Here is a 21,480-nt window from a genome sequence, read left to right as displayed (position 1 = left end):
ACCATCAAGTCCCAAGCGTCTATTTAGAGGCTGTTTAAAAAGCGAGGCAACCAAAATTTTGCATGATTGCAGGAAACAGACTGTCATCCAGCCGGTTACTCCTCCTTTTTAAACCTCCACTGTATAAGAACCGGGAACATGTATATTTGCAACTGACGCCAAATGGCTGACAGTTAGCTGACAAGCCAGGAAGTTCCAGCAAAGTTAGTATTCTACCCTTTGCTGTTTCTATTCCGCCTTGCGCGAGAATCGATGTTGATCCAGCAGCGATTGGATATGGCTCATGATCAGGTCAGTCGTCTCACGCAACGTTTCGGAGTCCGTTTTTCTCTCCCGCAAAGCCGAGAGGTCAATCGGCTGTCCGTAGACGATCTTGACCGGCCGGAACAACTTGTATGGACCGATGATGGCCACTGGTATGACTGCAGCATCAGATTTGAGGGCAAACATGGAGACGCCGGGCATACCAGCGCCCAACTCTCCCGTTTTGCTGCGAGTTCCTTCCGGGAAAATTCCAAAGATTTTTCCCTCTTCCAGCAATTTGAGAGTCGCGCGGATCGCTCCGCGGTCGCCAGCTCCCCTTTTCACGGGGAAGGCGCCGAATTTGGTGATCAGAAACGAAATGACGGGGATCCGGAACAGCTCTTCCTTTGCCATGAAATGCACCTGTCTGTCGATCCCGCTGCCCAGCAACGGCGGATCCCACAAGGAGAGGTGGTTGCAGCAAAGAATTACAGGGCCTTCCTTAGGTATATGTTCGGCACCGATTACTTGCCAACGGTAAAATGTAGAAAATATAAAGCGGAAAAAGCCCCGAAATACACGATAGTAACTCACGTTCTTACTCACCCGATCGCTTGCAAATTTGTAGGATCCGATCGACAACCTGCGGAATGGTCATGCCTGTCGTATCCAACAGAACGGCATCCTCTGCCTGTCGCAGCGGAGCAACCTCCCGCTCCATATCGCGTTTATCTCGCTGCGCGATCTCCGCTTCCAGCTCGGCCAGATCCGTTTGATGCCCTTTTTGCTGCAATTCCTTCAATCTTCGCTCTGCCCGCTCACGGATGGATGCGGTCAAAAAGATCTTTACTTCCGCATCGGGCAGCACATGCGTGCCAATGTCCCGCCCATCCATGACGACATTGCCTACCTGAGCCAGTTGCCGCTGCAAAACGAGCATTTGCTCTCTGACCGCACCATAGCTGGCTACGACAGAAGCGTATTGACTTACCTGCGGTGTCCGGATTCGATCGGTAATATCCTCGTCATTCCAATAAACGCGCTGCTGCGCAGAGTCTCGCTTCAAGTGAATAACGTTGTTTTTCAACAATTCGGAGACGGCTTGCTCGTCTTCTATTTCAATCTGGTGCTCTTGGGCAGCCCAGGCCAAGGCCCGGTACATAGAGCCGGTGTCGATGTACAGGTAGCCGAGCTGTTCTGCAACCATCTTGGCTACGGTGCTTTTCCCCGCTCCTGCTGGGCCGTCTATTGCAATGTTCATTCTGTTTCTCACCCGCTATGTATGAGTGCCGGAAAGATACAAAAACAAGAAAAGCTTCTGTCGAAGCCCTTTCATAACTTTCTCAACTCTCTATGTTGTCTATAATAGTACCATAGTATGGAAGCATGCGCAAACCCTTAAGGAATATGCGACACGCCTTCCAGACGTTCTGTTTCCAACAGGAAGACTCGCAGCGGATCAACCGCAAGCAGCAGTTCACCAGCTATGAGCAAAGCTGCGCAGACGAAAATAAGCAGGACCATTGCTCTTTCTACTCGCCTGGATAAACGGTCAAATTGCTGGTCGAAGTCTTCAGCCATCCGGTATCACCCTTCAGCAGTTGTTATTCCAGTACGCCTTTTTTTCTCATTTCCAACTGTCTCTCGTAGCATGTACGAACGATCTTTGCCCGATCGGATTCGTTGATTTTCGTGAATTTCACTGACACCCATTGATGCTTCCCCTTTTCATCTGCAGGCTTTTGCCGCACAATTTCTCCAAGGGCAAAAGCGTAATGCACCTGACCTGCCTTGCTGGGCAGCGACAGCCATATCTCCAGACTATCCTTCTCCTGCAAGCGCATGTTGTCCTCGCATGTAAAGGAGAGGCCGCCTCCACTCAAGTCGACTGTCCGAGCGAGAAAATGGTACTGTCTCAGCGGATCGTCCATTTTCACTGCAATCTCTACAGCCGTTTGAATACGGAGGTAATTGCGCCTTTGATTCCGAATGACCGCATCTTTACTTGGGAGACTCATTAGCAGGACCGGAATGTTTTCCGTTTGCCTGCCGATGATCGTTGAGCGAAACTCATAGCGGGAGCCGTCTTCTCCGATGTACCACACATCGCATTCAGTACCAGTCAACAGCGGGGCGGTTCTTCCGGTCTTCTCGCTAATGGGAAGCTCGATTACTGCCGTGTCGTCCCGAAGGTCTGCAACTCTTGTTTTTAATGTATGATCGCGGTTCTCATCCCAGGCATCGACGAGGTTAAGGCGGAGTGTTTGTCCGATTCTAGGCAGCAACATGATCATGCTTTTCCCCCTTTTTCTCCTCATGCCTTCCATTATAACCCGGGGGCCCAATAAACGGCAAATAGGGAAAACCGTCGCCAGCCGGCTTTCCCTTTGAAGAAGCATCTATTCTGTAGCTTTGCTTTCTTGTCCTGTGGTCATTTTCACAATTTCTTCCTCTTCGCCGGTCATTGCATTGATGTAGACCATGTACGAATTCCCTTCAAAGCTGCAGGCCAGCTCCCAGCACAGCACTTCATTTCCATCGTTTTTTCCTTCAATGAGCGCCAGCCGCTGGTCGGTGACTTTTACGCTGGGATTCACTTTTTTCTTTGCTTGCTCAGCTGTCACTTTCGGCTTGGAAAGGATTCGCTGCTTGTGGTTAAACAGATATTCGGTCGAATTGAAGCTGACTACTGTGCCATTGTCCAAAGCCGTTTTCACCGCAACTGCATCGGGATAGATGCGGACGCCATCTTGCTCGGGGACAAAGGTCATAACGGCCATGCCCTCATAACCGTCTTTTTCCGCTACGACCATATTCGAAAAGCCATGCGCCTCCAAAAATTTCTTGGCGCTCGCTTCCGCTTGCTCCATGGACATCCGCTGTTCCCCTACATCCCGTTCGTTCATCAACCATGCTACCTTGCCGCCGCGCTTCGTCACATCCATGTAAATAGGTGTCGGCGACTGGGGGGAGGTTAAGCGAACGCTGTACGCCGAATACGTTTCCGCCTTGCCGTTATCGTCGACCTCTACCTTTGTATTGGCCGGGTCTAAACCGGTAAAGGACAGAGCGATTTTTTGCGCCTCCTCCTTGGAAACCGGGTTTCCGTCAATTCCTTTGATCCGCTGCTGCTTTTTCTTGTCCAGGCTCTTGATGCCTACGCCCCAGTCTACTTCCGGAAATTCCTGTACCTTCTTTTCAATCGTTCGGAAACCGTCAATAATGGTGTTGTCCGTCTTTTTGTCATCAGATGCAAGAGCGGTCTCCACATCCATCCAGCGCAACCGTTTGTCGATCACCTTCGTCTGTACGTGCTGAAGCTGCTTTTGAATGCTTTTGGAATTGTTGTACAAGCTCTTTAACGTTTGATATTCCTGATTAGTGAGCGGATTTTTGTCCAGGTCGCGCACGGCTACCCTGTATGAAAAGTCAGCTACCTTGGCCAAAAATTCCTCTGTATTGTTGAACGGCATCAGTGTCAGCGGCAATTGGCCGACATCGGATTGAGCTGCATAAGCAAGTCGCCACACGTTTGTCAAAGATGGGGTCATCTGACTCCGCGAGTTGATTACGAGAGATTTCCCCAGTTCGTCATGAAGCTTGTCGATATGGTGGTTCAAGTCATGGAATGCGCGTTGATACTGGTTTTCGGCCTTGATCAGCACCGAGTTTTTTTCGTTGTGCTCCTGATAGCCCCACATGCCCGCTCCTACCAAGCCAACGAGAGCAACGGGCAAAGCAACACGTGCAATTGCTCCATATACCATGTTGTGATAGTCCCCCCTTCACTAGTTAACGACAAAATATATGTCTGCCGATTCTTTTTACCTGCGGTCGGCTCCAAATCCATTTTGAAGTAGCGGTCGCCGGATTGAAGTAATACGTGCAGCCCCCTGTCGGGTCCCAGCCGTTCAAGGCATCCCGGACAGCTTTTTTCGCCTGGGCATTTGGAGTCAGCCAGATTTGCCCGTCTGCAACGGCCGTAAATGCTCTTGGCTCAAAAATGACACCGGAGGGTGTATCGGGAAACGAAGGGCTTTCCACCCGATTCAAAATGACTGCCGCAATCGCTACTTGCCCCTCATACGGCTCTCCCCTGGCTTCACCGTAAACAGCATTGGCCATCATCTTCAGCTCATTGTCCGACAAGCGGGAGGGATGGAAGCTTTGCGTCTTTGCCTGCGCCTTTCCTTTTGCCGGTGCAGCGACTTCCACTTCCTGTGCAGTCGCCACCTGTTTATCCGGTTCGTCTGAATAAATCCAGTACCCGGCAACTGCAGCCAGCACTGCCAGTACCCCTGCGATCAGCTTCGTTCCCACGGTACACATCCTCCTTGACATATCATGCAATCTTTGCATAGTGTTAGTGGAGCTAGAAATGTTTATTCACGAATCCACCTTTCCGGGCAGAAAAAAAGAACCGGCATCATGGCCGATTCTTCTCTGCTCCGCGATCTCGTCGAAGCTAACGCTATTCGATTAGGGCAAAGACTATGGTTGTTCCTGAATGCTGAAATGTCTGTCGTTGTTGCAAAGACATTGTTTAAAGCCGGTCTCCACTTCTCCGCTGGGCTCTCGCCGTCCCCGGAGCGTAAACTTTTCTCCGCATTCATTGCAGCGAATCGTCACTTTCGTTCGTTGGTTCCTAGACACGTCTCTTCTCCTCCTCGCTACTTATTGTGGACGGGAAGTTAGTGTTTTAGAACCGAAATCGTGGGCCCTCTGCACTTTTTTCAGCCCTTGCCACCATAGAAGCAGCATAAAGGGAACTATGATCCAAATCCAGTGCTCTGTCGTCAAAAAGATGGAATTGTACAACGCGTGCAAAATGATCGGCAATGCAAGGGAGACAAACAAACGTCTCAGCTCCAGGTTTGCTTTTCCCGAAAACTTGGCTTTCCCTAAATAATACCCCATCCACACGCCGAACAGCGCGTGACTGGAAACGGGCAAAAAAGCGCGCCAAAAGGCAATATCCACCCCATTAATGATCAGGTAAATAAAGTTTTCCAATGTGGCAAACCCAAGGGAAACGGCTACCGCATACACAATTCCGTCATAAGGCTCATCAAACTCCACGTGTTTATAGACAGTGAAATACAGGACCATCCATTTAAAAAATTCTTCTACCACCGCTGACTGGAAAATACTCGCAAACAGCTCACTTCGCCAGTTCCACTCGGTCTGCATAATATGCTGCAGGACCATCACGGGAAAGACTAAGAGAACCCCGAAAATAAAGGTCCGAATCACCATGGATATCGGCTCGGGCTCCAAATTGTCACGGAGATAAAAATAACTCAGGATGGCGATACCGGGGGCGATAGCGGCCCCAATGACAGCAAGCATCTGAGTATTGCTCCTTTACACAAGACTATTATTCATCGTACCATGAATAATGGTTACTTGAAAACCGCTACAGGAGAGAGACTTTATGCAAAAGAAAATTTTAGTCATTAACACAGGCGGCACCATCGCCATGTCCGTCGACGAATCAGAAGGAGTCAAGCCTCTGGAAGATCACGCTGTCGAAAAAATTTTGCCTTTTTTGGATCGGTACGCCGATGTAACCATGATCAATCACATCAATCTGCCAAGTCCCCATATCACTCCTGCGATTATGAATGAGCTTCGCCTTTTCATTCAACACGAGTTGAGCCAGCACGGCTATGACGGGGTCGTGGTCACCCATGGAACCGATACATTGGAAGAAACCGCTTATTTCCTCGACCTAACCTTGCCTGTGACCGTGCCAGTCGTTGTGACCGGCGCCATGCGGAGCAGCAATGAGCTGGGAGCTGACGGACCTGTAAACCTGATCTCCTCCGTACGAACTGCCGCTGATCCCCAGAGCAGGAACAAAGGTGTACTGGTCGTGTTTAACGATGAGATTCACGCAGCCAGACATGTAACCAAGACCCACACCAGCAATGTCGCTACCTTTCAATCGCCGCAATACGGTCCGATCGGGACTATTTCCAAAAAAAGCGTCAGTTACCATCATGCTCCACTGGTCAGGGAATACTACCCGATCGCCAGCGCCCAGGCCGATGTGCCGCTGCTGAAGGCTGTTTCCGGGATGGACCCTCGCTGGCTTGGCTTTTTGCTGGAGCAGCCGGTTGACGGTCTTGTTCTGGAGGCATTCGGGCTTGGAAACCTGCCACCCGCGATCGTCCCTGTCCTGCAAGAGCTGCTGGACAAGAAAATCCCGATCGTCCTCGTCTCGCGCTGCTACAACGGCCAAGTCCAGGATGTCTACGATTACGCCGGCGGCGGCCGCCAGCTCAAGGAAATGGGCGTCTTGTTTTCAAATGGCTTGAATGGCCAGAAGGCACGCCTGAAATTGATGGTCGCCCTGCAGCAAACCCGCGACTTTCAAGAGCTTCAACAATTGTTCGAGCAATAAAGAAACCTCCTTGCTGCATACGCAAGGAGGTTTTTTTTTCGGAACAAAGCCTGTCTTATACCCAACCGCGGAAGCGGGAAGCTTCTGCCATTTTGCGTACACCCACCATGTAGGCGGCCAGACGCATGTCGATGCGGCGTGTTTGAGCGAGGGAGTATACATTCTCAAACGCTTTTACGAGAACTTTTTCCAGCTTTTCAATAACTTCTTCTTCGGACCAGTAGTAGCCCTGGTTGTTTTGCACCCACTCGAAGTAGGAAACCGTTACCCCGCCAGAGCTCGCCAATACGTCTGGTACCAGCAGAATGCCGCGCTCTGTGAGAATTTTTGTAGCTTCGAGTGTGGTTGGTCCGTTTGCTGCTTCCACCACGATCTGCGCTTTGATGTTGTGCGCATTTTCAGCCGTGATTTGGTTTTCAATCGCAGCAGGAACGAGAATATCGCATTCCAGTTCCAGCAATTCTTTATTGGAAATGGTGTTGTTGAACAGCTTTGTAACAGTACCGAAAGAATCGCGACGGTCGAGGAGATAGTCGATATCAAGACCGTTCGGATCGTACAGGGCACCGTAAGCATCAGAAATACCGACGACTTTTGCACCTGCATCGTGCATGAATTTGGACAGGTAGCTTCCTGCGTTACCGAAGCCTTGAACGACTACGCGAGCTCCTTCCAGTTGAATGCCGCGGCGTTTTGCAGCTTCGCGGATGCAAATAGTTACACCCTTGGCGGTAGCTGTTTCGCGGCCGTGGGAACCGCCCAGCGCAATCGGTTTTCCTGTAATGAAACCTGGCGAATCAAACTCGCGGATGCGGCTGTACTCGTCCATCATCCAGGCCATAATTTGCGAGTTGGTGAACACGTCTGGTGCTGGAATGTCTTTTGTCGGGCCTACGATTTGGCTGATCGCGCGGACGTACCCGCGGCTCAGGCGCTCCAGTTCGCGGAACGACATTTCACGCGGGTCACAAATGATACCGCCTTTACCGCCACCATATGGCAGGTCGACGATACCCGCTTTCAAACTCATCCAAATAGAAAGCGCTTTAACTTCATCTTCTGTAACTTCCGGGTGGAAACGAATGCCCCCCTTGGCAGGACCCACTGCATCATTATGCTGTGAGCGATAACCTGTAAAGACCTTAACTTCTCCGTTGTCCATGCGAACCGGAATACGTACGGTCAGAACGCGCAACGGCTCCTTCAAGAGTTCGTACATTGCTTCCTGGTAACCTAGCTTTTCCAGTGCCTCTTTGATCACCGTTTGGGTCGAATGCAGCAAGTTCATGCTTTCTTGTTGTTCTTTTTTCCCTTGGGTGTTTTCGGTTACCACTTCGTGATTACCCATTACTTATTCACCTCAAAATAGTTGTCGGTAAACCCATCGTTAAGTATACACGCTTGTATCAGGGATGAGAAGATGAAAATTCCCTTTTCATGCGGAATAGGCACTTTCGGGCTAGACCCGGCACGTTTTTTTCAGCAGTTTATTCAGCAGGTAAATATGCTTGAAAGCCTGTCCTGACAGCAAATTCAAGGGAGGCTGCTCCTCCTTTCAGACGTGTCGTTAGCTTGCCCATTTTATTGGAAAAACATTACCTTTGCTGCACTTCCCCGACTGTCAAAACCGATTTTCTGTGCCATAATATAGATTATCACCCCATGCTGCCTAACGGAGGTTCATCATGAAAGAGAAAAGAATCTTGTTCGTTTTCGCTCACCCCGATGACGAAACGTTTACCTCTGGCGTCACGATCTGCAAGTACGCATCCCAGCCCGATGTATCCATACATCTTTTGTGCGCAACCCGAGGAGAGGCAGGCAAGCCCGGAGATCCGCCCATCTGCACGATGGAGGAGCTGCCGGCGGTACGGGAAGCCGAATTGCGAAAGGCTGCTTCCATCCTCGGCATTTCCCGTGTGGAATTCATGGGCTACCGAGACAAAGAACTATCGAATATCCCTCCGGCGGAGCTAGAGCAGAAGATCAATGAAGCGATTGAGCGGATCAAGCCACAGGTCGTCATTACATTTGCTCCGCATGGCATCTCCGGCCATCCGGACCATCAGGCGATATCAGCCGCAACTACGAGCGCGGTTCAAGCCTTGCCTGCCGGCTCAGTTACCCAGAAACTGTATTATGTTACTCATGCTGCGGACCAGAATTTCGGCATAGCGTCACCTCCCTATACCGATCCGATCGACAGCATCACTACGATTATTTCCGCGCCTGCTTATGTACCGCAGGTAGCCCAAGCACTGGCCGCCCACCGGACACAGCACCTGTCCGTCAGCCGTGTCTTCCCTGGCGTCCTGCAGGGCGATACGACTTATGTTCGTACAGTCAATCACTTCATTCTCGTCGGCGACCGTCCCCGGGAAACCTCTGTAGAGGAAAAGGAAACAGACCTTTTCAGCGGCATAACGACGTAGAAGCCTACATTTTGATGAAAACAGGAAAAGCACCTAGTTGCGCAACTAGGTGCTGTTTTCACGCGTATATGCGGAAGTTCGTTAGGTAAAGTGCCTGCATATTTCCTTGACAGCATCATCTGCGACAACCACTTTCCCGTATTCCTCCAAAACGTATACGGTCGTTGGCGTCGCCTCTCCATATTCCGAGAGGATCGCAATCATTTTCTGGTAGCGGTCCTGATCCAGGTCGAGCTCTTCCAGTACCAAATAGTATTTCCCTTGATAGAAATAAGCTGCGCCTCCGTTGATCAGGAATGCGTTTATACGATGAGCGGCTTCAACCAGGTGCTCAAAGTCGCGGAAAGAATAAATGACAAGATCGCTTTCCTCGAGTGTGACCTCGAGTTCGTACACATCGTCCTCGTCGTACTCTTCCTCATCTTTTTCAGTCTTTGAGCCTGTTTTTCCGCGAGTTACGATTACGACCATCCCCTGAGCTGGCAAGGCAAACACTTCAACGGCGACAGGACCCGACACCTCGAAACCAAGTTCCTGGTAAGCCTGCTCCATCATATCGTTGAACAGTTCATGAACTTTGGGAATGTCACGCCACATGTCCTCTTTTTCGATTCCTCGTTCCGACAAATCGTCGAACGTGAGAAAGATTCGTATCTTGTCTTGACCAAGGCGTTCAACACGCATGACCGTCCCCTCCTCGCCATCCAGTCGTACTACAAATTATGAATGAAAGCCTGTAAGAGTTCTCCGCATTTTCCGACGAATACCTGGCAGCGGATGACCCAATTTCCTACATTTCGGTCATACCTATATCATATCACATTTATGGACAAGTACATAGCGCTCTACCTGTCTTTTCAATCGGGGAGAACACTTTGACCGTGTCGAAAGCTAGCGAACTGTCACCTTTGCAAGGTTGGGGGATGTCGCTTCCTGCGCTTTCCCAGGAAAGATTTTCGCACTCATTTCTTTCGCGTCAGTTGAGTGATTTCCGTATAGAGTGCCCTTCGCCGTATGAGCTTGATTATTGAAAACAACAAGAGAAAGATGAGCAGTACAGCTGTCGGGCCGGGCATCTTCACATACTGGATGTAGGCAATCAGCGAGAAATACCCGCACATCATCAGATGCAAGAAGCTGTCCATGGAGAGAGGCCGCTGCGTCAACCGGAGAAAATGGCCTACAAATGGTTTTCCCCACAGGAGCGAAGCAATTAAAAACAAGGAAACAGAGATGATCAATTCGATGGGCTTAAACAACAGTAATGTCATCCCTTCTCCCAAGCCGCGTGCAGCCAGCTCCTTGACGGGAAACAATTTGTAAGCGCCATTCATAGACCACCAGGCAAGAACGCCGGCTATCAAATCCTTCAGGTACGCCGTCACTTCTCCCCCATCCTCCTCAATACCATACTTGCTATCAAATTATATGGCGTTCCTATTCACTTGTGCCTATCAACCCATGAAAAAAGATTGCACCTGTCAAAATGCAATCCGTCTACACCTAATCTTGTTGTAGCAACCGTTTATGTATCCAAATGGCCGCCTGGGAACCATCCCCCATAGCGATGGCTACCTGCTGAGAATGGGCAGCAACGTCACCGATCGCCCAAATGCCGGGATAGCTTGTCTCTTTCGTGCGGGGATTCACGATTGCATGCCCTTTCTCATTCATCTCAACCGGAAACGCCCGCAGCAAATGGGATTGTGCACGTGCTCCTGGGAATGCGAGAAAAACTCTGGACAGCTCAACCTGCTCTCCGGTTGCCAAATGCAAGCACCGCACTTCACCGGCTTGATGTTCAAGCGACACTACCGGTTCAAAGCAACAGGGGTACGAAGAGTTCTTGGCGCTGTCAACGTCCGCTGTTTCTTCCTCCGTGCTCGAGATGAAAAGCTGCAGCTTGTCCGTATAATAAGAAAGCGCATTTGCCATCTGCACTGCCTGCCTTGCCCGGCCGATCACCCCTGTTTGCTTGCCGACGGTTTCATACCCGTCACAATCAGGACAGATGAAAACCGAGATGCCGAGGCACTCGTGCAATCCGTCGATATCAGGGAACGGGTCTGCGATTCCCGTTGCCAGCACGATTGTGCGCCCCCGGATTGTACTACGCGTACGTCTCGTTTCTACGCGAAAGAGCTGATCAGCATCCTGAACAAGGGAGACCACTTCATCCTCGAAGTACTCCGCTCCATAGCGCATCGCATGCGTCCGTCCTGCCTGCCGCAATTCGTCGCCACTGATTCCGGCGGGAAAGCCCAACAGGTTTCGATACCTCTTGGCCGCAGACGAACGCCCGCCACCGTCATCGATCACCGCTACCTTTCGCAGGCTTCGGCTCAATTGAATGGCAGCCTGCCAGCCAGCGATCCCGCCGCCAATTATCACGGTGTCAAATGTCAATGGTCATTCCACCTCGTCTGTCTGGTTTCCGTTATTTTTCCCCAGACATCCCCGGCTCATTACCGGGAAAGCGGAATTTGTACGATTTGCCCTTCCAAAAGCTGTGCTTCCGCGCTGATCCCGTTGTAACTTGCAATTTTCTTTACCCCGCTGTTATGGCCGTAGTACATCCGGGAAAGCTGAAACAGCGTCTCCCCTTTTTTCACTTTATGCTGTTTTACTTCGGATTGCGGCGAAGAAGCCTGTTGCTTTTCCACAGCGGCAGGCTTGTCTTCCGGTTTGGTCGCCGGGGAACTGCTGCCGCTTCCCTGATGGGCTTCCGAAGCAGCCTTCTCTGCTTGTTTTTCTCCTCCCGCAACAGCATTGGTCTCCGCTTGGCTCGCAGAAGGAGACTGGGAGGCAGAACCGAGCTTTTGTGATCCAGGCGACTGGTTTTCCGCATTTTGCTGTTGCCCAGGGGTTGACGAGTCTTGGCCCGACGCCGTATCTGCCTGTGGATGTACCGCTCCCTCTGCTGAGGCTTCGACTGGCCCCCTCTCTGCTTGCGAAGATTCTGTTCCTTGCGAACTCTCTACAAAGGAAACGGCACCTGGCACTGCTTGTGACGCCTTGTACAATTCGAATCCGATCAGAATCAAAAACAAAGTTCCAAAGACAGCAAGCCCTGATTGCAGGATGGTCCTGTAAGAAAAGGCTGGCATCTTCACCTGACCGGCCTGCTTGTGCTTTGTTCTCCTGGGGGGCAAGCCTCCATGCTGAGCGTTTGCTCCGTACTCAAAGCTTTCTATGCTCTCGGGCTGTTTTTTGTTCTCGTTTGGTGTCACTCCAGGTTCCTCCTCTCACGGGAATATCCATGTTGAATATAGAAGGCCAACAAAAGGTCAATGACGATGTGGGCCAGAATGGACGGAAGCAGGGAACCGCTCGTCTCCATCAGCCACCCCAACAGCCAGCTGGTGACAAATACACTCCCGACAAGCAATGGTTTGGACAAATAGCGGACGTGAACCAGCGTAAAAAGAACGCTCGTCCACACATTGCCGATAACCGGCTGGACGACACCGCGAAACAGCCATTCCTCGCCAATGCCAATGACGCAGCAGAGAACGAACGTGCCGCCGATAGAGCCCGGAAAAAATGCGTTCATTGATACTCCCGTCGTCCTGCCAGCGAGGAGGCAAAAAACGGTCCATGCCAATGCTTGACCCGACGACGACAGCAGCAACCCCTATCGCCCACATCAACGACCCGATGCCTGGAAAGCGAAACAGGGAAAGCGTGTCTGCCCATCCGTGGACAAAGAGGCTGCCGATCAGGGCCACACCAATGACGACGACTTGTGTCAGCCAGAGATTAAATCGCAATGTCGCATCGTCCAGACCATGGTGCACGCGCTTCAAAAGATGCTTCCTCCCTTTTTATTCGGCAAAAGCTTTTCCAATGCCTTCCTCAGATTCCATGCGTTTTTCTCTGTTCTTTCCGTTCGCGATCCGGACTTGTCCAAATAGGCGGATCTGTCCAACCCGCAATGACTGCAGCAGGCAGCCGATGAAGTATGATCGAGCTCGCCAAAGTATCTATTTAATCGCATCCGATAGCATTCGTTCCCTTCGAGCCAGCGAAGCATTTCCAACAGTTTTTGACGCTTTAGCCATTTCGGCTTTTCCATCGCTTCGATCATTTGGGATGCTTTTTCGGCGAGGTTCCCCATCTGCGAGGCATCACTCAGTTCATAGCGGTATTCTTCTCGTCCCGCTGCCACGCCACTGACGATCCCCGCTAGCTCTGCATAGAAAAATAAGAGAGCTGCCATCTCTTCCGGGATGTCATGCATCGCAAGCTCGGAGATGGGCTTGGTCCCTGCCTGGGAAAGCCCTTGCAAAAACCGAAGCGCCTGCTCCGTGGTGGGATACTCCTTCTCCTGCAGATGGGTGTGAATCAGCCTGTCTTCCGGGACGTAGTAAAGCCCGGCATAGCCTGCTTTTCCATCCCTTCCGACTCTGCCGATTTCCTGCGCATAGGCTTCCAGACTTGGCGGAAAGTGATAGTGCAGAACAAAGCGGATATCGGATTTGTCGATTCCCATGCCAAACGCATTGGTAGCTATGATGGCATCGAGCTCCCCCCGCAAAAACTGCGTTTGCACAACCATTCTCTCCATGCTGCTCATCCCGCCGTGATAGCCATGCACACTTTTTTTCCCGGAAAGCTGATACTCCGCAACGAGCAGTTCCACTGTTTGCCGGGTACTGCAATAAACGATTCCCGGTCCTTGCAATTCGTCTATGGATTTTTTTACCATCTGTCTGCGATCCGCTTCGGACTCAGCCAGGATGACGTCTATGGCGATATTTTCCCGATTGAGCGGCTGGGTAATGACATTTTCCTGCTTGATGTCAAAGAGATCGCAAATCTCCGCTTTCACCCCTGGCGTCGCCGTTGCCGTCACTGCCAGCACAGGAGGCGATCCCAAGCTTTGGACCACCTGTGGCAGACGCAAATAATCAGTGCGAAAATCATGGCCCCACTGCGAAATGCAATGGGCTTCATCAATCGCGAGCATAGATACGCCAGCGCGGACCAGCGCTTTTTGAACTGCGGAATTTTGCAATTTTTCCGGTGATACATAAATGAGCTTGTACGCTCCGCGGCTGATTTCAAACAGGCGCTCCCGCGTCTCTGCAGGCTCCATAGTGCTATTGATGTACGCAGCGGGGATTTTTCTCTTCCCGCGAAGCTGCTGCACCTGATCGGTCATCAAAGAGATTAGCGGGGAAACGACGACTGCCGTCCCTGGCAAATAAAGCGCAGGAAGCTGATATGTCACGGACTTGCCTCCCCCCGTAGCCATCAGTCCCAGCACGTTTTCGCCTCGGAGAATCCGCTCGATGATTTCCCACTGTCCCGGACGAAAAGAGGAGTAGCCGAAATGACGCTTCAGAAGATCCCCGAGTCTTAGGTCAAGCGTCTCTTTTTGCATCTTCTTCTCCTCCTTTCTTTCTTGCCAGCGCCAGTCGGATTTGCAGATACGAAACGCCCGGGCCGAGCTGGTCTTTAATGAGTCTCAACCTGCTCGTCCCAAGCCGCTCACTGATTTTGACAATTTCTTCTGCCAGTTCAGCTGAAAGATATCGCGAGCCGTCCCACTCCGGGCAGCGCAAAGCGATTTCCACCAGGTGGTCTTCGACCGTACCCGGCTTGATGCCCCGCCTATTGGCAATCTGCTCGATGCTGCTTCCCTGTTTGGCCAATACGTATGTCAAAGATGCGCTTTCAGTCAGACGCGGGTCTTTTCCCCCCTCATTTTTCAGCAAAGCAGACAGCAGGGGGAACTCAGCGCGATTGTCCTGAATCGTACGGATCATCCGAGCCAGCCCGCAGCGAATCTGCATGTGAATATAAGCTGGAGCTTCCCGTTTTCGCAAACTCAGTTGTGACAGCGTGAGTCCCGACTGGGAAACGCCCGAAAAACGCTGGAAGATCATTTCCTGGACGGACTCAGAAAGCGGAGACATGGAACAGAACAGCTCCTGTGCCAAGCCTTCTGTCCAGCGAGCCCGCCGCTCCTTGTCCGCCAGACACTCTTTTACCCAGCGCTGGGTGCGTTTTTCCTGGACGATCGGCTGAAAGGAAAGATCGCCTTCCAATAAGTGGGAAACCGTCTGAACGATCAGATGCAGCCGCAGCCAAAACAAATCAATCTGCTCGGCGATATCTGCGGCGGTAAAGGGTTCAAACCAGTACGAAAAGTTGTACTCTCTTTCGCTTTCGGACGCGATTTGAAGAGCTTTTTCCGTCAAGACAAATGACGGTTTTCTTCCACTTTCCGCCCTCTGCATCGGGATCAGCAAAGACTCCTCCTGCAATTTATAAACAATTTTCTCCCAATCCTCTTTCAAAAGACGGGGAAACATCCGATAATACGGATAAAGGCTGTATAAATGAACGTCCTGCAGGGTCTGGTTTGCTTTTCTGCCACGCAATATGTAATAAAGGGCCTGAACCGTCCGCTCGCCTGCCAAGGGAAGCATCCCTGTAATGGTCAGCGAACGTATGAAAGCCCATTCCCGATCATGAAGAGTTGAACTGCTCATGGGTACTCCTTTTCCATATCGGGATACAGACCCGTGTATGATTGCTCTCCTGCTGCCAACACGAGACTCATCCCTTAATCGTACCAACAACTGTGGAGGATTGTATGAACAAGCGTCTGTCGAAGTCAGAATTTATCTTTGCCTACATGATCATCATAACACTTGCTTGCTTTGTTGGCGGATTTTTTTTCGGTGCCTACTATATGAAATCAAAGATTGAAGCACAGCAAGCAGCCGTTCTCGAACAGCAGAAGCTGGAAGCAGAACGGGAACGCCAGTTGCGCGAGCAAAAGCTGTACAGCGAACAGGACTTTATCCGTTTTTACTACGCCGTTTATGCTCCTGTGCAGGAATTGAAACGAGCGCATTTTGAGAAGATGGCAGCTTGGCCGAATCTGGACAAGTCCGCGCAAAAGGATGCGTTGGAGCAACTGGTCGAAGCCGCAAAGCAGACTGGCAAACAGTTGGACAAAGAAGTTCCCTTGCCAACCTCTCCTCTTCTCGTTCAGGCACACAGCCAATTTAATACTGGGGTGCGGGCTTATTTGGATGGTATGAAGCAATTGCTCTCCGATCAGAATAGTAATGCTCTCTCTCCGGCTGCAATCTCTTCTCGGCTGTCCTTGGACGGCTGGTTCAAGGGAAGCGAGCAGTTCTACCATTCATTGGCCGTTTGGGAGTCGGCGTACGTTACAAAGCAGACGCTCCCAAAAGACGTCCCAGCCAATGTGAGCGCAGACCAATGGAAGCAGTTGCCGTTCCACTACAAGACGTACATCGCGGCTCATTCCATCAGCGCCCATAAAAAATGGGAGAGCTACAGCCCGGAGGATTTGACCGCTCGTCTCGACTTGCTGTTTGGTTCTGACGATGCCAAGAACTTGGGTATAAAAGACGTTGACGCCGCAGTTCGCCTGTTGACAGCGACTGATGCGGTGCACAGCGGAGATTTTAAAGAGGTACAAGGCAAGCATTACAGCAGCCTGAAGGCACCTGAGATACCGCTTTATCGATAGTCGTACATTTTTAGATACGATTCATTCTTGAAATCTTTCCAGACAGAGCATACAATGAGTTATGACAGTGGACGTACCATCAGGTATGGGAGGTGAAACCACGATGACCACATGGGTAGATAAAGAAACCTGTATCGCTTGCGGTGCTTGTGGCGCAACGGCTCCTGACGTTTTCGATTACGATGACGAAGGCCTTGCTTTCAACAAGATCGACGATAACACCAATAGTGCTGAGATTCCGGAAATCCTTTTTGACGACGTTCGCGACGCGGCTGAAGGATGCCCTACTGATTCCATTAAAGTGGAAGAGTAAGATTCCCAGCTCACAAAAAACCGCTCACCGCTCTTCAGCTGTGGGGGTTTTTTCATTTTCATCGCATTTCTCCCCCTTTTCATGGTATAATTTTCTCGCCAAAAACAACGAAGGAGCATTAGAATGGGAAAAACACTTATTTTCGGACATAAAAATCCGGACACTGATTCCATTTGTTCTGCAATCGTATATGCGGATCTCAAAACCAAGCTGGGTGCAGATGTGGAGCCCGTTCGCCTGGGCGAGATCAGCAGCGAAACGCAATTTGTGCTGGATACGTTCAAAGTAGATGCCCCCCGCCTGGTCGAGACCGTGGCAAACGAAGCAAACGAGGTCATCCTGGTAGACCATAACGAGCGCCAGCAAAGTGCAAACGACATTGATAAGGTCCAAGTAGTCGAAGTCATCGACCACCATCGCATCGCCAACTTTGAAACGAGCAATCCTCTGTATTACCGGGCCGAACCAGTCGGCTGCACAACGACCATCCTGAAAAAGCTGTACAAGGAACACGGCGTTGAAATTTCGAAGACAATGGCTGGGCTGATGCTGTCTGCGATTATTTCCGATACGCTGCTGTTGAAATCCCCTACTTGCACGGAGCAGGACGTAGCGGCAGCCCATGAATTGGCGGAGATTGCCGGAGTCGATCTGAATGCGTACGGCCTGGATATGCTGAAAGCCGGTGCCGATTTGAGTACGAAATCGATCGCCCAGCTGATCTCTCTTGACTCGAAGGAATTCCAGATGGGCAGCTACAAGGTGGAAATTGCTCAGGTAAATGCAGTCGATGTGAACGACGTTCTGGCACGCAAAGCGGAGCTGGAAGAAGCACTTTCTGCAATTATTTCCGACAAGGGCCTGGATTTGTTCCTGTTCGTGGTAACCGATATTTTGAACAACGATTCCATCGGCCTTGCTCTTGGACGCGCTTCGAATGCGGTAGAAAAGGCATACAACGTCAGCCTTGTTGATAATCAGGCGGTACTGAAAGGCGTCGTGTCACGGAAAAAACAAATCGTACCTGTTCTGACGGATACGCTGACCAACATGTAACCACTCTCCCCTGCATCACTTCCTTTCGTAAGCACTTGAGAAAAATGCCCTGTACCCTTCTGTGAGCTGACGGTAAAGGGCATTTTTCTTCAATGGGCATTCGATCAAGCAAAACCCGAACATTTTCCGCGCAAAAACCCATTTTATAGGAAACTTATTACTTAACGTTCGGTTTTAGGTTATTTTCATTAATCCCTTTTGGTAAAACCTCCTATATTTCACGAACTATATATTGTTTTTTTGTATCAATGTTCTTTTTTTCTGTTTTTTGTGCTTGACGACTATAATTACCCGTGTTATCGTAGATACAAATCTTAGCGAATACTTCAACAACGGTGACGAAGATAGGCCTAGCCCGGAAACCCTCAGAGAGCCGATGGTAGCTGCGAATCGGTGGTTCCGCACTAGGATGAGCACTTCCGAGTTGTTGCGCTGAACCGATATCCCGGGTATCGCAGTAGGCGCGAACGGTAGATCCGTTATCTCTCAGGTCTTGTACCTGCCAAGGTCTTTCTTTGCGAGAAGAAGGACAAATGAGGGTGGCACCGCGAAGCATAGCCTCTCGTCCCTCACTGTTTCCAAGCTGGGAGCAGTGTGGGAACGGGAGGCTTTTTTGCATTCAGCAAATGTTTGCCTGCACTTTCGATTTGCTATTTTCATGGCGATCTTCGATGCTCGAACCGTCATGTTGCTTACTTTCCACTCACAGATCGATAACCAAGGAGGAGAGAAACCATGTTTGCAGACAAAATGATTTTGAGAATACCAGGTCCTACCCCGATCCCGCCCCGTGTCCAACAAGCGATGAATCAGCCGATGATCGGCCATCGCAGCGGACAATTTTCCGATTTGTTTGCCAGTACGGCAGAGCGGCTGCGTCCCTACTTCGGGACATCGGGAGACGTCTTTATCCTGGCCGGCAGCGGTACGAGCGCACTGGAAATGAGCGTGGTGAATACGCTTCAGCCTGGCGAAGAGGCCGCCGTACTGGTCAGCGGCGCATTCGGCGAGCGTTTTGCCAAAATTTGCGAGCGATACGGCATCGTGGTGCATCGCCTGGAGGTTCCTTGGGGCGAGGCTGTCACAGCAGAAAAGCTGGCGACGTTCCTGGCGAATAAACCGTCTGTGCAAGCGGTATTTGCAACATATTGCGAAACCTCAACAGGGGTACAAAATCCAATCCGCGAGCTTGCACAAGTCGTTCGCGAAAAATCCGATGCCCTCTTTATCGTCGATGCAGTCAGCTGCCTTGGCGCGGTCGCTTGCGAAATGGACGAATGGGGCGTAGACATCGTGGTTACCGGCTCGCAAAAGGCATTCATGCTGCCTACGGGACTTGCTTTTCTGGCAGCGAGCAAGCGGGCATGGGAAGTGATTGACAGGAAAAAGCCACTCGCCTTTTACCTGGATCTCAAAGCGTACCGGAAGAGCTTCGCTGACAAAACAACTCCGTACACACCAGCCGTCTCGCTCGTTTTTGGCCTGGCAGAGGTATGCAATATGCTCGAGGAAGAGGGATTGCCGGCGATCATCAAACGTCACGAGCTCATGCGTGATATGACCCGTGCAGCGATGCGTGCGCTGAACATCCCATTGATGGCCCAGGATGAATTCGCTGCCGCTACCGTTACTTCTTGCCATCCGCAGGATGCATTCGACCCCGAGCAGTTGAGAAAGGTGCTGAAAAATCATCACAACATCGTAATTGCCGGCGGTCAGCAGCATCTGAAAGGAAAGATCTTCCGCATCGGCCATATGGGTTATTGCGAACCGCTTGATGTCCTTCAGGTCGTTGCCGCCATTGAATTGTCGCTTCGCCAAATCGGCGCTCCCGCAGAATTGGGAGCCGGTGTAAAAGCTGCCCAGGAGGTGCTCCTTACTCATGTATAAAGTATTGATTACGGATCCGCTCAGCGAATACGGCATCCAACAGCTGTTGGACGCACCAGATGTAGAAGTTGTCCGCAACACAAGCCTCTCCCCTACCGACCTGCTAACGGTCATCGGAGATTACGATGCGCTGCTCGTTCGCAGCCAGACACAGGTCACAGCAGAAGTGCTGGCAGCCGGCAAACGCCTGAAGGCTGTCGGACGCGCCGGTGTCGGTGTGGATAATATTGATGTCAATGCAGCTACGGAAGCCGGTGTCGTCGTCATCAACGCACCAGACGGAAATACGATCTCTACTGCGGAACACTCTTTTGCCATGCTCATGGCTGTCGCCCGCAATATTCCGCAAGCCTACCGAAAACTTGCTGACGGCACGTGGGATCGGAAAAGCTTCCAAGGTGTTGAACTGAACAACAAAGTGCTGGGTGTCATCGGCATGGGACGTATCGGGACCGAGGTAGCCAAAAGGGCAAAAGCGTTCGGGATGACCGTGCTCGGTTACGATCCATTTCTGACTGAGGAGCGTGCCCAAAAGCTGGGTGTTGCCAACGCAACGGTGGACGAAATTTGCCGCCAGGCTGATTTCATTACCGTCCACACTCCGCTGACAAAGGAAACGCGCTACCTGATCAGCAGCAGAGAATTTGCCAAAATGAAGAATGGCGTTCGCCTGATCAACTGCGCACGTGGCGGCATTATCGACGAAAAAGCACTCTACGAAGCGATCCTGACAGGAAAAGTAGCCGGAGCCGCGCTTGACGTATTTGAAGTGGAGCCGCCTGTCGACAACCCGCTGATCGGACTGCCCCAGGTAGTCGTAACGCCACACTTGGGAGCATCCACTGTCGAGGCGCAGGAAAACGTCGCTGTCGACGTATCGGGGGAAATTTTGAAGGTGCTTCGCGGCGAGCCGTTTAAAAATGCGGTCAACCTGCCTTCCATGCCGCCTCATGTAATGGAGCGCCTCCAGCCTTACTTCACCTTGGGCGAAAAACTGGGTCATTTCCTGGCTCAAGTAACGGTTGGTTCTGTTCAGGAAATAGCCATTACGTACAGTGGAGAATTGACCGACGTCGACACTGCTCCACTCACCCGGACAGTCGTGAAAGGCGTGCTTTCGTTCCACCTGGGCGAGGAGGTCAATTTCGTAAACGCGCCTCTGCTCGCAAAGGTTCGCGATATCACCGTCACCGAACAAAAAGCGGCTCAGAACAAAGGTTTTACCAATCTGTTGACCGTTACGCTCAAAACGACTCAGCAGTCGCGCAAGGTCGCCGGCACCCGGCTCAACGGTTACGGAGCGCGCATCGTGAAAATCGACGAGTTTGCCATCGACGTGGCTCCAGAAGGCTACCTGCTCTACATTCACCACAACGACCGTCCCGGTGTCATCGGGCGCGTCGGTTCCATCCTCGGTGAAAACGGCGTCAACATCGCCACGATGCAGGTAGGACGCCGTGACATGGGCGGGGATGCGATCATGATGCTGTCTGTGGATAAACCGATTACCGCCGAACTGTTGGACACAATGGGCGAACTTGCTGAAGTGAAGAGTGTGACCCAAATCGAGCTGTAGCCGCCTTATGCTTGCTTTTCCATCCACACGGCCTGGTCTATTGACCAG

At 51.2% G+C, this 21,480-nt stretch carries 22 protein-coding genes, 1 pseudogene and 1 other annotated feature; of the genes and pseudogenes, 7 read left to right on the top strand and 16 right to left on the bottom strand.

Features of this window, described 5'->3' with window-relative positions; translation table 11 throughout:
- Positions 1-228: 228 nt before the first annotated feature.
- The 8 genes and pseudogenes from NSQ24_RS12090 to prsW all read right to left on the bottom strand — a co-directional run bounded on the left by NSQ24_RS12090 (position 229) and on the right by prsW (position 5,592).
- Positions 229-837, bottom strand: a complete 609-nt coding sequence (locus NSQ24_RS12090; RefSeq protein WP_003387115.1) for a lysophospholipid acyltransferase family protein — start codon at positions 835-837, stop codon at positions 229-231.
- Positions 838-841: 4 nt separating this feature from the next.
- On the bottom strand, positions 842-1,504 hold the full coding sequence (cmk, locus tag NSQ24_RS12085) for a (d)CMP kinase (protein ID WP_003387116.1): 663 nt from the start codon (positions 1,502-1,504) through the stop codon (positions 842-844).
- A 137-nt stretch (positions 1,505-1,641) separates the two neighbouring features.
- Positions 1,642-1,824: a hypothetical protein gene (locus NSQ24_RS12080; RefSeq protein ID WP_003387117.1), complete on the bottom strand. Its 183-nt coding sequence runs from the start codon at positions 1,822-1,824 to the stop codon at positions 1,642-1,644.
- Positions 1,825-1,847: 23 nt separating this feature from the next.
- Positions 1,848-2,537, bottom strand: coding sequence for a flagellar brake domain-containing protein (locus tag NSQ24_RS12075; protein ID WP_339167886.1), 690 nt, complete (start codon positions 2,535-2,537; stop codon positions 1,848-1,850).
- Positions 2,538-2,642: 105 nt separating this feature from the next.
- Positions 2,643-4,010 (bottom strand): germination protein YpeB, encoded by a 1,368-nt coding sequence (gene ypeB, locus NSQ24_RS12070; RefSeq protein WP_003387119.1) that lies wholly within the window; start codon positions 4,008-4,010, stop codon positions 2,643-2,645.
- A gap of 25 nt (positions 4,011-4,035) precedes the next feature.
- Positions 4,036-4,392, bottom strand: a pseudogene (locus tag NSQ24_RS12065) (cell wall hydrolase); the annotation flags it as partial.
- A 342-nt stretch (positions 4,393-4,734) separates the two neighbouring features.
- Entirely contained in the window at positions 4,735-4,896 is a 162-nt protein-coding gene (locus tag NSQ24_RS12060; RefSeq protein ID WP_170208336.1) for a hypothetical protein, read from the bottom strand.
- 21 nt (positions 4,897-4,917) lie between these two features.
- Complete coding sequence (prsW, locus tag NSQ24_RS12055; RefSeq protein WP_003387124.1) at positions 4,918-5,592, bottom strand: glutamic-type intramembrane protease PrsW; 675 nt, start codon at positions 5,590-5,592, stop codon at positions 4,918-4,920.
- 85 nt (positions 5,593-5,677) lie between these two features.
- Here prsW and NSQ24_RS12050 point away from each other — a divergent pair, with 85 nt between their 5' ends.
- Positions 5,678-6,649 (top strand): asparaginase, encoded by a 972-nt coding sequence (locus NSQ24_RS12050; protein ID WP_003387125.1) that lies wholly within the window; start codon positions 5,678-5,680, stop codon positions 6,647-6,649.
- 55 nt (positions 6,650-6,704) lie between these two features.
- On the opposite strand, the gene NSQ24_RS12045 is transcribed toward NSQ24_RS12050, so the two are convergent.
- On the bottom strand, positions 6,705-7,997 hold the full coding sequence (locus tag NSQ24_RS12045) for a Glu/Leu/Phe/Val dehydrogenase (protein ID WP_003387126.1): 1,293 nt from the start codon (positions 7,995-7,997) through the stop codon (positions 6,705-6,707).
- A 337-nt stretch (positions 7,998-8,334) separates the two neighbouring features.
- Between NSQ24_RS12045 and NSQ24_RS12040 the strand changes: the two genes are divergently transcribed.
- Positions 8,335-9,081, top strand: coding sequence for a PIG-L deacetylase family protein (locus NSQ24_RS12040; protein ID WP_039070924.1), 747 nt, complete (start codon positions 8,335-8,337; stop codon positions 9,079-9,081).
- Positions 9,082-9,162: 81 nt separating this feature from the next.
- On the opposite strand, the gene NSQ24_RS12035 is transcribed toward NSQ24_RS12040, so the two are convergent.
- The 7 genes from NSQ24_RS12035 to NSQ24_RS12005 all read right to left on the bottom strand — a co-directional run bounded on the left by NSQ24_RS12035 (position 9,163) and on the right by NSQ24_RS12005 (position 15,581).
- The gene (locus tag NSQ24_RS12035) at positions 9,163-9,765 is read right to left on the bottom strand and encodes a genetic competence negative regulator (protein ID WP_003387128.1); all 603 of its coding nucleotides are present in this window, start codon (positions 9,763-9,765) and stop codon (positions 9,163-9,165) included.
- A 278-nt stretch (positions 9,766-10,043) separates the two neighbouring features.
- Entirely contained in the window at positions 10,044-10,466 is a 423-nt protein-coding gene (locus tag NSQ24_RS12030) for a hypothetical protein (protein WP_003387129.1), read from the bottom strand.
- Between the two features lie 118 nt (positions 10,467-10,584).
- Positions 10,585-11,487 carry an NAD(P)/FAD-dependent oxidoreductase gene (locus NSQ24_RS12025; RefSeq protein ID WP_339167882.1) on the bottom strand — a complete coding sequence of 301 codons (903 nt, stop codon included), beginning with the start codon at positions 11,485-11,487 and terminating at the stop codon, positions 10,585-10,587.
- Between the two features lie 59 nt (positions 11,488-11,546).
- Complete coding sequence (locus NSQ24_RS12020; protein ID WP_122958403.1) at positions 11,547-12,311, bottom strand: LysM peptidoglycan-binding domain-containing protein; 765 nt, start codon at positions 12,309-12,311, stop codon at positions 11,547-11,549.
- The gene (locus tag NSQ24_RS12015; RefSeq protein ID WP_339167880.1) at positions 12,308-12,634 is read right to left on the bottom strand and encodes a CPBP family intramembrane glutamic endopeptidase; all 327 of its coding nucleotides are present in this window, start codon (positions 12,632-12,634) and stop codon (positions 12,308-12,310) included. The genes NSQ24_RS12020 and NSQ24_RS12015 overlap by 4 nt, the downstream gene beginning before the upstream one ends.
- Positions 12,635-12,883: 249 nt before the next feature.
- Positions 12,884-14,467, bottom strand: coding sequence for an ATP-dependent DNA helicase RecQ (locus tag NSQ24_RS12010; RefSeq protein ID WP_339167877.1), 1,584 nt, complete (start codon positions 14,465-14,467; stop codon positions 12,884-12,886).
- On the bottom strand, positions 14,448-15,581 hold the full coding sequence (locus tag NSQ24_RS12005; protein WP_122958406.1) for a helix-turn-helix domain-containing protein: 1,134 nt from the start codon (positions 15,579-15,581) through the stop codon (positions 14,448-14,450). Before NSQ24_RS12005 ends, NSQ24_RS12010 begins: the two co-directional genes overlap by 20 nt.
- A 104-nt stretch (positions 15,582-15,685) precedes the next feature.
- On the opposite strand from NSQ24_RS12005, the gene NSQ24_RS12000 reads away from it, so the two are divergent.
- The 5 genes from NSQ24_RS12000 to serA all read left to right on the top strand — a co-directional run bounded on the left by NSQ24_RS12000 (position 15,686) and on the right by serA (position 21,432).
- Entirely contained in the window at positions 15,686-16,597 is a 912-nt protein-coding gene (locus NSQ24_RS12000; RefSeq protein WP_003387143.1) for a hypothetical protein, read from the top strand.
- A 103-nt stretch (positions 16,598-16,700) separates the two neighbouring features.
- A complete protein-coding gene (locus tag NSQ24_RS11995) occupies positions 16,701-16,910 on the top strand; it encodes a ferredoxin (protein ID WP_003387144.1) in 210 nt (69 codons plus the stop codon).
- A gap of 123 nt (positions 16,911-17,033) precedes the next feature.
- Entirely contained in the window at positions 17,034-17,966 is a 933-nt protein-coding gene (locus NSQ24_RS11990) for a manganese-dependent inorganic pyrophosphatase (protein WP_003387145.1), read from the top strand.
- 326 nt (positions 17,967-18,292) lie between these two features.
- Positions 18,293-18,539, top strand: a binding site (T-box leader).
- A gap of 162 nt (positions 18,540-18,701) precedes the next feature.
- Complete coding sequence (locus tag NSQ24_RS11985; RefSeq protein ID WP_031933253.1) at positions 18,702-19,856, top strand: alanine--glyoxylate aminotransferase family protein; 1,155 nt, start codon at positions 18,702-18,704, stop codon at positions 19,854-19,856.
- Positions 19,849-21,432 carry a phosphoglycerate dehydrogenase gene (gene serA, locus NSQ24_RS11980; protein WP_003387147.1) on the top strand — a complete coding sequence of 528 codons (1,584 nt, stop codon included), beginning with the start codon at positions 19,849-19,851 and terminating at the stop codon, positions 21,430-21,432. Before NSQ24_RS11985 ends, serA begins: the two co-directional genes overlap by 8 nt.
- The last annotated feature ends 48 nt before the right edge of the window (positions 21,433-21,480 follow it).

This window comes from Brevibacillus sp. FSL L8-0520 (genome assembly GCF_037963895.1).
GTDB lineage: Bacteria > Bacillota > Bacilli > Brevibacillales > Brevibacillaceae > Brevibacillus > Brevibacillus borstelensis.
The sequence above is the reverse complement of the archived record's forward strand: the minus strand, read 5'-3'. Positions and strand labels throughout refer to the sequence as shown.